Source organism: Vibrio caribbeanicus ATCC BAA-2122 (genome assembly GCF_000165125.1).
GTDB lineage: Bacteria > Pseudomonadota > Gammaproteobacteria > Enterobacterales > Vibrionaceae > Vibrio > Vibrio caribbeanicus.
Genome location: NZ_AEIU01000086.1, coordinates 1 through 14,846 on the forward strand (window position 1 = coordinate 1; position 14,846 = coordinate 14,846).

At 41.6% G+C, this 14,846-nt stretch carries 10 protein-coding genes; 4 read left to right on the forward strand and 6 right to left on the reverse strand.

Annotated features, from left to right (window positions below):
- Window positions 1-265: LysE family translocator (locus RH40_RS13905; protein ID WP_009602206.1), on the reverse strand; the 265-nt coding region annotated here is incomplete at its 3' end.
- Window positions 266-368: 103 nt separating this feature from the next.
- Between RH40_RS13905 and RH40_RS13910 the strand changes: the two genes are divergently transcribed.
- Window positions 369-1,250 carry a LysR family transcriptional regulator gene (locus RH40_RS13910; RefSeq protein ID WP_009602207.1) on the forward strand — a complete coding sequence of 294 codons (882 nt, stop codon included), beginning with the start codon at window positions 369-371 and terminating at the stop codon, window positions 1,248-1,250.
- 21 nt (window positions 1,251-1,271) lie between these two features.
- On the opposite strand, the gene RH40_RS13915 is transcribed toward RH40_RS13910, so the two are convergent.
- On the reverse strand, window positions 1,272-2,513 hold the full coding sequence (locus RH40_RS13915) for a cysteine desulfurase-like protein (protein ID WP_009602208.1): 1,242 nt from the start codon (window positions 2,511-2,513) through the stop codon (window positions 1,272-1,274).
- Window positions 2,491-3,129 carry a 2OG-Fe dioxygenase family protein gene (locus RH40_RS13920; RefSeq protein WP_081455015.1) on the reverse strand — a complete coding sequence of 213 codons (639 nt, stop codon included), beginning with the start codon at window positions 3,127-3,129 and terminating at the stop codon, window positions 2,491-2,493. Before RH40_RS13920 ends, RH40_RS13915 begins: the two co-directional genes overlap by 23 nt.
- A 615-nt stretch (window positions 3,130-3,744) precedes the next feature.
- Between RH40_RS13920 and RH40_RS13925 the strand changes: the two genes are divergently transcribed.
- Both RH40_RS13925 and RH40_RS13930 read left to right on the forward strand, forming a co-directional pair.
- Window positions 3,745-5,283 (forward strand): methyl-accepting chemotaxis protein, encoded by a 1,539-nt coding sequence (locus RH40_RS13925; RefSeq protein ID WP_009602210.1) that lies wholly within the window; start codon window positions 3,745-3,747, stop codon window positions 5,281-5,283.
- Window positions 5,284-5,304: 21 nt separating this feature from the next.
- On the forward strand, window positions 5,305-6,033 hold the full coding sequence (locus RH40_RS13930; RefSeq protein WP_009602211.1) for a transporter substrate-binding domain-containing protein: 729 nt from the start codon (window positions 5,305-5,307) through the stop codon (window positions 6,031-6,033).
- Window positions 6,034-6,958: 925 nt separating this feature from the next.
- Here RH40_RS13930 and RH40_RS13935 read toward each other — a convergent pair.
- Window positions 6,959-8,650 carry a methyl-accepting chemotaxis protein gene (locus RH40_RS13935; protein WP_009602212.1) on the reverse strand — a complete coding sequence of 564 codons (1,692 nt, stop codon included), beginning with the start codon at window positions 8,648-8,650 and terminating at the stop codon, window positions 6,959-6,961.
- Between the two features lie 575 nt (window positions 8,651-9,225).
- Here RH40_RS13935 and RH40_RS13940 point away from each other — a divergent pair.
- A complete protein-coding gene (locus RH40_RS13940) occupies window positions 9,226-11,052 on the forward strand; it encodes a M4 family metallopeptidase (RefSeq protein WP_009602213.1) in 1,827 nt (608 codons plus the stop codon).
- 31 nt (window positions 11,053-11,083) lie between these two features.
- Here RH40_RS13940 and RH40_RS21225 read toward each other — a convergent pair whose 3' ends face one another.
- Together RH40_RS21225 and RH40_RS13950 are read right to left on the reverse strand one after the other, a co-directional pair.
- On the reverse strand, window positions 11,084-12,769 hold the full coding sequence (locus tag RH40_RS21225; protein WP_009602214.1) for a methyl-accepting chemotaxis protein: 1,686 nt from the start codon (window positions 12,767-12,769) through the stop codon (window positions 11,084-11,086).
- A gap of 322 nt (window positions 12,770-13,091) precedes the next feature.
- Window positions 13,092-14,753, reverse strand: coding sequence for a methyl-accepting chemotaxis protein (locus RH40_RS13950; RefSeq protein ID WP_009602215.1), 1,662 nt, complete (start codon window positions 14,751-14,753; stop codon window positions 13,092-13,094).
- Window positions 14,754-14,846 lie beyond the last annotated feature (93 nt).

The window sequence follows — 14,846 nt, forward strand, 5'->3', positions numbered from 1 at the left end:
AAAGCCCTTTTATGCCCACATAAATCAAGTATCCGGCACCGAGATATTTTATCAGGTAAAAAAGCCAAGTATTTTGTGAAATTAAGTAACTAATACCAAGCAATGAATAGGCAATATGGATACAGATGGCTAGGCTAACCCCAGCAGCAGTCGCTAATCCATGTTCCTTTCCTTTAGTTAAGGTATTTCTTACCACTAATATAAAATCTGCGCCAGGACTTATAACAATCAATATACCTAATAGTGCAAAGCTGATAAGTTCCACTCTATCCTCAATCATTTATTCAAACTGTTGGAGAATTGTAGGAAAATATCGACTCATCTATAATCGAAATTAAATTCACTAATATGTGAGATTTTGTCACATTATGAGACATTTGAATGCTTTCTATATATTCAATACAGTTGCTCATTCATCGAGTTATAGCCAAGCGGCATCAAGATTGAATATTACTCATGGCGCTGTAAGTAAGCAGATCGCTACACTTGAAGACTATCTACAACAGAAGCTATTTGTTAAGCGTGGAAGGAAAATGTGTTTGACCAAGGAAGGTGCGATACTGGCGTCATATACAAATCAAGCTTTTGACTACTTATCGAGTGCTGTTACAAGACTTGAACAGGAGAAGCAACAGTGTCTCAATATTTCCTGTGAGCCAACATTGAGTATGCGTTGGCTTATGCCAAGGTTAACTGACTTCCAAGACAAATTTAACACAGAGATCAGACTCTCGACGGCTGGTGGTAATGTCGATCTTGCTAGTGCAGGGTTATCCATGGCGATACGCCGCAACGATTTTACGGTCAACAGCAACTACAACATTATTGACTTAGGTGATGAGTGGGTTGGGCCCGTGTTGTCTCCGGAGTATTGGAGGCAGATAGAGGGAAACCTGATGTATGCAACTTTGATACACAGTGACACAAGGCTTAATGCTTGGGCTGACTGGTTTAGGGAAGCAGATGTTGCGCGACCGACACCAAGTAAACAACGTTCTTTTGGACATTTTTATTTTTCAATTCAGGCTGCAATTGACAGTCTCGGCACAGTGGTTGGTTCTTACCCATTGATAATGGATGAAGTAAAAAGAGGGAATTTGATAGCGCCATATGGCTTTATAAAATCCGGATATCGATATGTACTCTTGACGAAAAATCATTGTTTGGAGGAGAGAGAGACTCAATTTGTAAACTGGTTGGTGGAACAGTTTTCCTTTTGTTCTCCTGACTTGAATTATAGGCCAGCCTGACTGGCCTATATTTTTGTTGTACTAAATAATGGTGCTTAGCGCACTGAAAAACTTATCAATTTCATCATGCGTATTGTAGTGCATTAAACCAACTCGCAAGATACCTCCTTTTTCAGTGATACCAAGCGCGTCTGTCAATCGATCGGCATAAAGGTGACCACTCCAAGTGTAAATTTCATGTTCACCAAGGTGGGCAGCTACTTGCGCTGGGTCAAGGTCGCCAAAACGAAGAGCGAATGTTGCCGTCCTATTGTGAGCCGTCGGCTCACCAAAGAGCTCAACGGAAGGGTACTCACTGAGACGCGCTAAAAAATAGTTGGCAAGTGAACATTCGTATTGCGTAATATTTTCGTACGCAGATTCGAGTTGTTGACGAAGGGTATTGCCTTGACCTAAAGAAGCGAGGTAATCAATAGCGCATGAAAATGCACCAAGAGCTTCAAAGTTAAGTGTCCCAGTTTCCCAGCAATTTGGAGCATGATTGGGCGCGGGCTCTACTTTGTAGGGCATATAGCCTTCGAGTAGTTCTTTTCGTCCATAGAACACGCCCAAGTGGGGGCCAAAGTATTTGTATGCAGAGCTTGCCACAAGATCTGCACCAAGCTTAGTTACATCGAGCAGCTTATGTGGTAGCAAGTGAACCGCATCTACGACAACCAGACTTCCATTTCCTTTGGCTAACTTAGTCACTTTTTCTATATCTACCAAAGTACCCGATAAGTTACTTGCTGCGGTAATAGCGACCAGTCGTGTTTTCTCATTAAGCAACGATTGAAACTTTGTGAGGTCAAGGTTGCATGTGTGGTCGCTTATCGGAACGTAGTGGACTTTGACTCCTTTATCTTTGGCTGCCATTGCCCATGACGAGCGATTAGCACCATGGTCAGCATCACTGAGGATAATTTCATCCCCCTTTTTCCAATCTTGACTGATGATACGGCTAAAATGAAAAGCCATTGTTGTCATGTTAGCGCCAAAGACGATTTCGTCAGGAGAAGAAGCACCAAAGAGAGCCGCTGCTTTTAAACGGCATTGGTTAACCAAGTTAACGGTCTGTTTGCTTACTGAAAAACGACCACCTAAGTTTGAATTTCCTTGTGATAAGTAGTTTCCGTACCCATTGATTACTGATAGGGGTTGTTGAGTTCCGCCCGGGCCGTCAAAATAAATTGAGTTTTGCCCATTCTGTCTATTAATCAGGGCTGGGAATTGAGCTCGTAACTCACTGACATTAAGTTTATTAAGCGGTAAAAACGAAGACATCACGGACTCCTTTTTCTCCAGCAATACTAGAGAGAGTTTCTGATATATGGTGGAAGAAACGTGAATCATTAATGATCACGAATTGGTTTTCTTCCAAAACTGTATTTAAATGTGGGTGCTGGTCAACCGGAGATGCATAGATCTGAGTGAAGCCTCCTGAAATATTTTTTCGCTGAACGCAAAATATACCTACAAAGCGATAACCATCTTGATGAATACCCTCGGGGGCTGGTGCGCTCGTTGCATCTGAATCACAAGTGACGCGTATTTGATGGACATCTACTACTGAATGGTCGTTACAGGCGCCAGTTCGATCCATAAACGAATTGATTAGGTGTTGAAACTCGGGCGTTTGAGTCATGTCATTGCTCATTTCGGCGAAATCACGTTCGATGTCACCAACCACCCGATTGAAAGTTGATGATTGAGTGAAAGTAGAGTGAGGCAATCGGATTATTTTCCCTCCCTCATTTTGAAAACGTGCATATGTGCGAAAGCGATGGTTGCTGTCGATATATGGGTCGGCCGGAAGGTTATCAAAGTATGAGGATAAGCCTGAGGTAATCCCTTTAGGGGTTTGAAATGCTTCTATCAAAAACTTGTTTTCCATTTCCATGTCCTTATTGACGGAGTTAACATCCGGTTAACAACAAGGCCATTATCCCGCTAATGAAAGTATTTTCAATAGATAAAACTAAAAACAAACATATATCCCAGTATTAAAATTTGTTAAATCTAATAAATAGAATATAGTTTTGAAAAGTTAAATTTTATAAAAATTAATCACTGCTTGTTAACAATAAAACCGCATTTGTCATGGGTTATTTAGAAAGTTTTAGTCATATATTTAATGCTCAGATGGACTGAAGTTAATTACTTAACTAGTGGCGTATCTTAAGTCAAGGGTAGTGACGTTGTGTTTTATGAGGTATTTTAACTTATGACTCCACGCAAGATTTAACTACCTTGTGATTGCGAACTCTTCAAAACTCTTCAATCTTGTAAGCGCCTTCACCTTTTTTACATTCAAATGCATCAATCGTGCTGCTTAGTATAGACTCATTAACCATATGATAACTATAATTTTACATTAGGGTTCAGATAAGGTGTGTGATAGGACTGTACTTCCACTTGAAAAGTGAGATGTCCATCTCATTTAGCTCTTTGTTTGATTATTGATTAATCAGTTACTATTTTTTAATAACTGCCTGTACAAACCAGAGGCTTCGTTTTGAAAAGGTTAAAAATTGTATTTCTCGTCCAAGTTATCATTGCTTTGACCGTCGTTTTGCTCGTTTCCTCTTTTATTAACTACGGGAGCGTCAAAAAAAATCTATTGAGTGAGCTTCAGTCCTCAGTGGAAAATACAACACAAAGGATGATGATAAGTTTGCCAAAGGCGGTGTGGGACTTCGATCTTGACTCAGCAAAAGTGTCGATTTCGGCAGAGTTAAAGCTACCTGAGATCGCAGCAATACGTCTAGCAGATACTGAGGGTACAAGTCTGTTATTCCTCACATATCAAGCCGTTGACGGAGACAAAAAACAGGTATTGGAAGTGACTGATGAGTCGCAGTTTTTGGTTGAAAATAGTCTTACCGAAAATCTTGTCTTTGTAGAATATGGGGAAGAAAACTCGGTAGGTAAAGTTACGGTCTTTTACGATACATCGCCATTGGACGCCAAACTTCAAGATATGATAAAAACCAGCGCTATTGAGCTAATCGTATTGGATTTGATTATTTCTATTGTCATTATTTCTGTCCTATCGATAACCGTGATCAGACCCATCGCTCAACTAACGGAAGTTATCAAAGATTTGGCATCTGGCGATGGCGATTTGACCAACAAACTCGCTCCCGCGAAGTATCTAGAGTTTGCTGATATCACCGAGGGAATTAATCACTTTACTGAGTCGCTGCGCGTTATTGTTAAGGACGTAAATGAATCGTCTGAAGCACTTGGCGACAAGGCACAGGCCAACGGGCGTACTGCACAATCGAATGCCGATAAGCTTGATCAACAGAAACATCAGCTCACCACAGTCGCCGCCGCTGCAACGCAGTTGAGCCAGTCTGTCGGTACGGTAGCAGATACAGCCGCAGAAACTGCCGAGCAAGCACAGACAGCAACAACACTCGCCTCTGAGGTAAATCAATCAATCGAAAACTCTGCAACCGAAATCATCAACATGCGTGAGGAAATGAATCATGTAAATGCAGAGATGCATATTTTGATGGATGAGGGCGAGAAGATCACCACAGTCTTAAATGTGATCAATGATATTTCAGAGCAAACTAACTTGCTCGCACTAAACGCGGCAATAGAGGCGGCTCGTGCAGGTGAGCAGGGACGTGGATTCGCGGTGGTTGCTGACGAAGTTCGTAATCTGGCTGTCAAAACTAGCGAGTCGACCGAGCAAATACAAAAGAATATCGCCGCACTAGGCGTTGCCACACAATCCGTGGAGGATGAACTCACCCGGATTGCAACCTTATTAGAGCAAACTGCCGTTAGAGTCAGTGAGTCTCAAAGTTCAGTTGGTGAAGTGAAGAGTCTTATAACGATTATATCAGACAGAAGCGGCCAAATTTCTCATGCGACAGATGAGCAGAGGTTGGCAGTTGAGGAAATTAGTCAGGCAATCGTTGAGGCTTCTGAAGCGGCCAATGACGTCTCTGAGGGTGCAACCAAGAACGCAAACCGAACCGAAGAAGTACTTAGCTTGAGCCAAAACATAGCAAATCACATGGCTAAATTCCGCACATAACCTTCATATAGAGGACATGTTATGAATAAGCTATTATTACCGATTCTTTTTGTGCTCGGCTCGTTTGCTGCGCATGCTGCAACGATTACCGCGGCGCAAGATCCTTGGGCTCCCTTTGTCCAGAAAGACGCAAGCAGCCCAGGAGTGTCGGTAGAGATCATCGTTGAAGCGTTCAAAACGCAAGGCCATACAGTGGACTTCAAGATAATGCCATGGTCTCGGTCGATTGAAGAGGTCAAGGCTGGGCGCGTGGATGTGTTGGTAGCTACATGGTACACAGAAGACCGCACATCATATCTCAAGTATAGTGATCCTTATTTGGAGAACTCCCTAAAGTTTATTAAACGTAGTGGTGATAGCTTTGAATACAGCGGTATCGATAGCTTGAAAGGGAAAACGGTCGGGATTGTGCGAAATTATGGATATGGTGATGAATTTCTAAATGCAAAAACTTTCAAAAAGCCAGAGTCAAACGATTTTGTATCCAATGCTAAAAAGCTGACTGCTAAACGTATTGATTTGACTTTAGAAGATGAGTTAGTTGCCAAGTCTACGTTGTCAAATGCAGGTATGAATTTGAGTGACTTTGCATTTACTAACAACGCTCTATCAGTTAACCCACTGCATGTCACAATGGGGCTCGCAAACCCTAATCACAGTGAGTATATTGATGCCTTTAATAAAGGTTTAGCTGAGATAAAAAGTAACGGAACCTTTGACAAAATTTTGGCTAAATACGGCATAAAATGAATCGATATTTAACAGATAAGAGCTCTCACTTGAGAGCTTTTTGTTTTTCCAGTCTCATCATTACTGACTCGGTTTTTATAAGCCTATACCCAAGTGACTTCAAAATGCAGGAGTCAGAGCGATACCACAGTGGTGAGTTCAAGGAAAATAACGCAGCGGAATAGTGAGCTCTTACCAAGTTATTTGACGATGAAATCGGCGCTGTGGCACGCTTCCGAAGGGTGAGTTGTCTTGCTTTACATACGTCGTTACCGGTTTTCAATTTAGATGACTAGATTTTCAAATCGTTGCCTTGCCTGTAAAGCAAGCCATTCTCGTTGAACCTAGCATCTTGAGGTTATTTGGGTATATTCGAGTACCTCGCGTAAATATGGTTATTTACAGACGTCCCGACCAATGTTTTGATAATGGGATCTTCACGTCCTTGCCTCTCCTGTAAGTTAAACTTCACTGAATGAATCTAGCCTGTTAACTTTTCTTGGTTTTGTGTGATTAACTATCTTGATAGAAGATTATAAAGAAAGGGGGACCACTTGTTTGAGAGATTAATGGTCACCACTATGGGTTAAACATGACCACTCACTTTTGTCTGTGCGGTTTATACGAATATCTCAGCATTGTCGCTCTAAAGCATTTTAATGCTGCTTGTGTTAGTTGTTAGCCGTGTTCTAATCTGAGAGCTAAACTGAGCCTCTAGAGCCTTCTGATAGTATTAACAGTGTTGTCACGGCGCCAAGTTCAAGAGAAGTAATGCCTGGAGATAACGGACTCCTCAAGGGGTGTTTGTAATATTTAAATTCAAGAACAAACACTGAACCATCTATGATGGTACCTACTATGAGATAGAATGAAAAAAAGGGCTGATGCCCTTTTTTTCATTCTATGTCCTACCTAAGATAAACTTGTTGGCGAGATTAGAAATCAGTTAACATTTAAATTTACTGACATTTTGATGAAGGTCACGCGCTGTTTGAGCAATTTCTTCACTTGCCGCTGATGAGCTTTGTGTGTCACTTGTCGTCTCTTCGGCTAATGATTTGATATTGGAGAGGTTGCCGTCGAGATCAGCTGTCGCTGAAGATTGTTCCTCGGCAGAAGCAGCAATTTGGATGTTCAGTTCTGCTACTTTGCTTACGGACTCGGCGGCTCGCGAGAAGGTATTTGCTGACTCTGTGCTTCTTGCGAGACACAGCTCTGCAGTTTCTGTTCCCTTCTTCATGCTTGTAACAGCATTCTGTGCCTCTGATTGTAAACGCTCAACCAATTTTTGAATGTCAACAGTTGCATCTTGAGTACGCTTTGCCAGGGAGCGCACCTCATCAGCAACAACCGCAAAGCCCCGCCCCGTCTCACCAGCACGGGCTGCTTCTATGGCGGCATTAAGTGCTAATAGGTTTGTTTGCTCAGCGATACCCTGTATCGATTCTAATACTTGTCCGATATTGTTTGTTTCAGATACTAAGGTTTCAATAACGACCGAGGAACTCGTCACCTCTTGAGACAACTCTTCGATGATGTGCTGGATCTCTAAGGCTTCCTTGTGTCCCTCAAGCACATCTTTTTTAACATCGTCGGTAACACTGGATGCTTGTGATGCGCTATTGGCTACCTCCTGAGTAGACTCGTTCATTTGATTAATGGCCGTTGCGACTTGCTCAATGTCTTGGCGCTGTTGCTCTGCATTTTGCAGAGTTTTTCTGAGCGTCGTTGAGGTTACGTCTGAGGACTCTTTGAGTTCGTCGGCTCTCTCTTTTACTTGGCTGATAGAACCTCTTAACACGGTTAAAAACTTATTAAAGGAATCAGCGACTATTCCTGTTTCGTCATCAGAGCTTACCTCGAGTTGCACTGTGAGGTCGCCATCACCATTTGCCACTTCATCAATACGCTCGATTAATTCGACAATAGGCTTTTTAATCGCTCTTGTGATAACGATGCAGAGTAAGAGTCCCACTGTCACAGCAACAATAGCCATCACTGTCATGATTTGAAGCGCTACAATCTCATCTTTCTCTGCCTGCAGTGCAGTGTCTAACGTGAAATTTTGCACATCATCTAAAATTTTTATCAGTGCTTGATCCAGCTCATCTTCGTGCGCTTCCACTTTGTAGGCGTATTTCAACATCTTCTTGATTTCACCAGAAGCGCCGAGTGCCATCACTTCGTCTACTTCGTCTACGAGCGTGCTGTATGATTTTTCAACCTTCTTAAGCTCGATGAGCAAGTTTTCAAATTTGAGTTTGGCCTTCTCAGAGTGGAGCAATGGTATAGCGTGCTCAATAAATTTCTCAACCTCAAAGATTTCTTTCTCAGTTTTAACGGTTAAGTCGTGGACTTTATTTTTATATTTATCGAAGTTTGCTTTTGATTCCAACCCTTGCTCGACGCGGATCGCTTTTATCAGCGCACGTTCAAAATATATTGCTTGCTCAAGCTGATGTTCCGTTACTTTGGTCAGCATTTTCGTCAATGGAATGTCTTCCTCAGCAATATCGATAAGAGCGAGACCGATTTTATCCATCTGATAGATGGCATAACCACCTAGGATTATCATGAGCAATATTTGGGTTAGGCCCAGTAATAAGATTTTTTGAGCAATCATTAGCCTTGAAAGCATACCGTACTCCCTTTACACACACTCTAAGCGTAGTGCCTGTTGTTACATTTAATCAGATCTAAGCAAACTACATACCAAAGAAAAGGTGATGCCTATCAAAATTTTTTTTATCACATAGAGATACTTATCACTATTAGTAATAGGTCACTAACTTGCATAATGCAAATTAATTGCATTATGCAAGTTGTTTCGCATTAAAGGGGAATCAAAACTGACGAGAGTCATGCGTCATTTTTCGAGCCACATTTTCACACCAAAAGTCGTCTAATTTTTTAAATGGTATTTATGATGAATTATTAACAAAATAAAATAACAAGCTTTATAAAAATACATTTTTTGTAGGATTGATTTTATTATAGTCATTATAAGTATATGAATAATATTTAAATTATTTCAGTTTCTATTTAAGTGATTAATTTGTGACATCTTTTCTTTACAATTCAAAATAAAAAGTTTTATTAATGAATTGTAAAATATTTCTAATTCATTCCATGTTTAATATGCGAATTGTCGCTAAATCATTTCCATTTGGGCTGTTGGAAAGATAACAATTATTACAAATACAGGAATAAAAAATGAAATCACAACGTCAACTTAGCTGGATGATTGCCGTAGCTCTCGGTACATCATCGATTTCGATGACTCACGCAGCAGAATTGGTAAAAGTTACAGACACTGCAAAACTCAAATCTATACTAAAAGTGCAATCACAGAGTGTGGTACCGATAGAAAATGGACTCACGCCAGTAAAGCGAATAACTCTGCCCAATGGAAAAATAAAGGTTCGCTATCAGCAAACTTACTTAGGTATTCCCGTTTATGACACCTCAGTGGTTGCGACTGTGGTGAGAGAGGAACCTACAGAAGCTTATGGACAAATGGTAGAAGGTATCGATACAGATTTATCGACTCTGACGCCTGACATTACGAAAAAACAAGCGATAAATTTGGCGATAGAAAGCTTTCAACTTAGTGCGGTCGATACATCAAACTTTGAAAACAAGAATGCAAAGCTGATGGTGCGCTTAAATGAAGATCAAATGGCTCAATTGGTCTATGTTGTCGATTTTTTTGTTGCCGAAGCGCGTCCCGAGCGTCCTTTCTATATGATAGATGCTCAAACTGGTGAAGTTGTGGATCATTGGAACGGCCTTAATCATATAACTGCCACGGGGACAGGGCCTGGAGGGAACTCAAAAACCGGCCGCTATGAATACGGAACCGATTACTCAGGCTTTCTTATCAGTAAGAGTGGCAATCGCTGTACTATGAACAATTCAGCGGTAAAAACAGTGGATATGAAGAACCGTCGCTCTGGAAGTACAGCCTACAGCTATGATTGCGCAAACAATAGCAACTATAACGATCATAAATCAATTAATGGCGCCTACTCTCCTTTAAATGATGCTCATTTCTTTGGAAAAGTTGTTTTTGATATGTACCAAGACTGGATGAATACGTCCCCTCTTAGCTTTCAGTTAACAATGAGGGTGCATTATGGGTCCGATTACGAAAATGCGTTCTGGAATGGCTCATCGATGACATTTGGTGATGGAAAAAATAGATTCTACCCACTTGTTGATATTAACGTCAGTGCTCATGAAGTGAGCCACGGGTTCACCGAACAAAACTCTGGCCTGGTATATCGAAACATGTCTGGAGGTATCAATGAAGCATTCAGTGATATCGCAGGTGAAGCGGCTGAGTTTTATATGAAGGGCTCGGTAGATTGGATTATTGGGGCTGATATCTTTAAGTCATCGGGTGGCTTACGTTATTTTGACCAGCCATCAAAAGACGGTAAGTCCATCGATCATGCCAGAGATTATTCAAATGGTATGAATGTCCATTATTCAAGCGGTGTTTTTAACCGAGCTTTTTATTTACTGTCGAATAAGCCTGGTTGGAATGTGCGTAAAGGCTTTGAAATATTTACCACTGCTAATCAATTATATTGGACTGCAAACAGCACTTTTGACCAAGGAGGGTGTGGGGTTGCAAAAGCAGCGGCAGACCGAGGATATAATGTTACAGATGTCCGAGCAGCATTTAATACGGTTGGCGTTGATGCAACTTGTGGTACTTTACCACCGCCGACTGGAAAAGTTTTGCAACAAGGTACCCCTATTACAGGTCTGAGTGCAAGCCGCTCGAACCAAGACTTCTATACATTTACTGTAAATTCGACCCAAAACTTGGTTGTTTCAACATCGGGAGGTCGTGGGGATTTAGATTTGTATGTTAAGGCTGGCAGTAAACCCACTACAACAAGTTATGATTGTCGACCTTACAGTACTGGTAATAATGAACAATGTCGTGTGTGGGCTCAGCCTGGTGTCACCTATCACGTTATGTTGAATGCTTATAGTGCTTATTCAGGCGTGACACTAAAGCTTGACTGATGTTGAAGGTTGGGCACCGAGAGTGCCCAATCTAGACTCTAAATTTACTGACAAGACTTGATAGTAGGCTTGCCTTTTTATTGAGCTCTAGACCTCCTTGCTGGTTTTCGTTTGATAAACTAGCAGATTGCGAACTTTGGTCAGATATAATCGTAATTCGTTTAGAAATATCTTGTCCAACTTGGTTTTGTTCTTCAGTGGCTTTGGCTATTAGAGCATTCATGTCCATTATATTTCCTATCGACTCTTGTATTTGAATTAATGCCTTTGCTGCAGCATTGGCTTCTTCAACGGTCGTTGCTCCCCTCTCTTGGCTAGAGGCCATCGCTTTTACCGCATCGTCGGAGGCGGCTTTTAATTGCTCGATCATTTCATGTATTTCACCTGTACTCTCTTGAGTTCTGCTGGCAAGTTTACGTACCTCATCTGCAACAACAGCGAAGCCTCTACCTTGTTCTCCTGCTCGGGCAGCTTCTATCGCTGCATTTAATGCGAGTAAGTTTGTTTGTTCGGCGATATCTTGGATAACCTCGAGAGAAGAAGAAATATTTTTCACATCACCCTCAAGTCTAGATATCACATTTCCCGCCTGTGATACCTCATCTGCTAACGCTTCAACGGATTGGGCGGCTGCGTTGACAATGCTTTGGGCTTCTTTTGCATTATCATCTGCCATTTTGGCTGAGTTGGCAGCCTGGTTGGCATTGTTGGATATATCTCCCGCCGTATCCGTCATCTCAGTCATTGCTGTTGCCACCTGATTGGTCTCTTGGCGCTGACCATCAGTGAGCGCTTCGACCTTTTTCGCTCGCTTCGACATATTTTCAGTCTCATTGGCGACACTATGGCCCACATCGGTAACACTGCGCATCATGTCTTGTAAACTGGCAACAAATGCATTGAAGTTGTGACTGAGAGTCGCAAACTCTGGAGAAGAAAATGTTCCCATTCTGGTGGTTAAGTCTGCTTTAGAAACTTGGTCTAGTCGTTGGATAAATTCTTTAAGTGGACGGTTGATTGAGTGGGTAATTGAAATGCACATCGCAAGTCCTATGATGAAGGCACAGGTTGCAATCACAATCATCGTTTGCAGGGCAGAAATCTCTTCTTTTTCAGCTGCTAGAGCGGTTTGAAGAGTGAAGTCCTGAATATCATCGAGAATTTTAATTAGCGCTTGATCGAGCTCATCTTCATGTTGTTCGACTTGTCTTGAATACTTTAGCATGGATTCTATGTCACCTTCAGAGCCATATGCCAAAATACCATCGACTTCTTCAGTCAATGTACTGTACGACGTTTCAACTTTTTTCAGAGAGATTAGAAGATTTTCAAATTTTACTTTGGCTTTTTCTGAGTTTAAGAGAGGTAACGCTTGTTCGATAAATTGTTCGACTTGAATAATTTCTTGTTCTGTTGATACCGTCAAATCGTGTACTAAATTTTTGGCTTTTTCGAAGTTTTGTTTACTTTCAATCCCTTGACGTACTCTCATAGCGATAATCATGGAACGTTCGAATAATATCGCTTGTTCGAGCTGATGCTCCGTTACTTTAGTGAGCATTTTGGTCAGTGGGATATCCTCTTCAGCAATGTCAATAAGTGCCATTCCAATTTTGTCCATTTTTGAAATAGCATAGCCGCCCAATATAAACATGAGGATAAGCTGGGATACACCAAGTAAAAGTATTTTTTGAGCGATCATTAGTCTTGAAAGCATATCAAACTTCCTTGTAAAGAATTCTTGAAACCAACAAAATCAGATGATTATGTGGCTGGTACTGTAAATACTTAGTGCTCAAAAAGAGCTTATGGCCAACTAAAGATCGATAACCTCTAAACATATAGATTACTGCACTACATAATGCAAATGGGGTCGAGTTTTCAAATAAGTTTATCTTTGATCACGTATGGGGAAGGGAGTAAGAAGTTTGATTAAGTAAGAAGAATAAAGGAAAGACAGAAGAACCCCTGACCATTAATATAGTGGTATTCAGTTTTCGGTATACAAAGTGGGCCTCAATATGAGGCCCATTAACTTTTTATACTGTGAATCTTCCCACCAAATCATAAAGCTCGTTGGCTTTATGATTGAGACCTTGGCTTCCTGCACGGTTTTCGTTAGCTAATTCTGCAGACTGATAACTTTGATCCGAAATGATGACGATGCGTTTCGAGATGTCTTGTCCGACCAAACTTTGTTCTTCTGTTGCTGTGGCGATCAGTGAATTCATATCCATGATGGTGCCTATGGACTCTTGAATTTGAATGAGAGCTTTTGCCGCTGCATTGGCTTCCTCCACAGTGCTCGCACCGCGCCTTTGACTCGACTCCATTGCCTTGACTGCATCATCGGAAGCCGCTTTGAGCTGTTCAATCATCTGATGGATTTCACCCGTACTATCTTGGGTTCTGCTCGCTAGTTTACGAACTTCATCAGCTACAACAGCAAAGCCTCTACCTTGCTCTCCTGCACGAGCTGCTTCGATAGCGGCATTAAGAGCAAGCAGGTTAGTTTGCTCTGCGATATCTTGAATGACTTCCAGAGAAGAGGAAATATTTTGCACGTCGCCTTCGAGTCGTGAAATAACGCCGTTTGCTTGAGAAACTTCTTCAGCAAGTGCTTGGACTGATTGAGCTGCTGAGTTTACAATTCCTTGTGCCTCTTTAGCGTTATCATCAGCTTCTTTAGCTGAATGCGCTGCTTGACTGGCATTATTGGATATCTCTCCTGCGGTCGTGGTCATTTCTGTCATTGCTGTTGCGACTTGTTCTGTCTCCTGGCGCTGACCATTGGCGAGTTCATCTACTTTCGCTGCTCGTTCGGACATATTATTTGTCTCGGAAACCACCTTGTGGCCAACGTCGGTAACACTACGAATAATATTTTGTAAGCTGGCGACAAACGCATTAAAGTTCTTACTTAACTGAGCAAATTCAGGAGCCTTGAAGTCTTCCATTCTTGCCGTTAGATCGGCATTACCAGTTGCAAAGGAGCTAATGGATTTGTCGAACAAATCTAAAGGTTTGAGGATAGTGCGATTGATGGCGACGGCGAAGATAGCAACGATGCCAGCGATAACAACACAGAAGATAAAGATGGCAGAAAGTGTATTTTGTAAAGCTTCACTGGATGATGCTTCCATTTCTGCGATAACAGCGTCCACATCATCGGTGTAGAACCCTGTGCCGATAGTCAAATCCCACTCGGGTATATAGGCGGCATAGCTAAGTTTAGGCAGAGGCTCAGTTTTGCCTGGTTTGGGGAAGTAATAGGTCGTGTAATCCCCAGTTTTTGCGTTTTTAATAATTTCTTGGATAAATAAGTTACCCAGTTTATCTTTTTGGTTATAAATGTTCTTACCAATCCCTTTGTCTGACTTACCCAATAATCTGCGTATGCCGTTTGAATCGAAACCAAAAATATAACCTGAGTCACCATATTCCAACGCTTTCAAAACAGGTAGAGCATCATCGAGTGTCTCACCTCTATCAAGAAATGGCTGTATAGCCGAGCGTGCCATTTGTAAATAGTGCTTAAGCTCGTCCTTTTTCATGACCATCATTTCAGCGCGGGTGACTGACATTTGCTCATCATTCATCTGCGTCGTTTTGAGATAAGTAAAACTGAGCATACCCACTGAGATGAGTAGTAAAGGACCAAAGGCCAATATATATAGGCGACTGCGAATTGTAAGACTCATACGAACTTCCTGTATCTAAATAAGGACCGCTAAGCTGATTACGCTTTGCTAAAAAGAGCAAAGCTGAACAGCATAACTGGACTTGCCGAATTT

Coding starts and splice junctions, on each gene's coding strand:
- RH40_RS13910 (WP_009602207.1), top strand. CDS start 369: ATGAGACATTTGAATGCTTTCTATATATTCAATACAGTTGCTCATTCA.
- RH40_RS21225 (WP_009602214.1), bottom strand. CDS start 12,769: ATGCTTTCAAGACTAATGATCGCTCAAAAAATACTTTTACTTGGTGTA.
- RH40_RS13940 (WP_009602213.1), top strand. CDS start 9,226: ATGAAATCACAACGTCAACTTAGCTGGATGATTGCCGTAGCTCTCGGT.
- RH40_RS13915 (WP_009602208.1), bottom strand. CDS start 2,513: ATGTCTTCGTTTTTACCGCTTAATAAACTTAATGTCAGTGAGTTACGA.
- RH40_RS13935 (WP_009602212.1), bottom strand. CDS start 8,650: ATGCTTTCAAGGCTAATGATTGCTCAAAAAATCTTATTACTGGGCCTA.
- RH40_RS13920 (WP_081455015.1), bottom strand. CDS start 3,129: ATGGAAATGGAAAACAAGTTTTTGATAGAAGCATTTCAAACCCCTAAA.
- RH40_RS13950 (WP_009602215.1), bottom strand. CDS start 14,753: ATGAGTCTTACAATTCGCAGTCGCCTATATATATTGGCCTTTGGTCCT.
- RH40_RS13930 (WP_009602211.1), top strand. CDS start 5,305: ATGAATAAGCTATTATTACCGATTCTTTTTGTGCTCGGCTCGTTTGCT.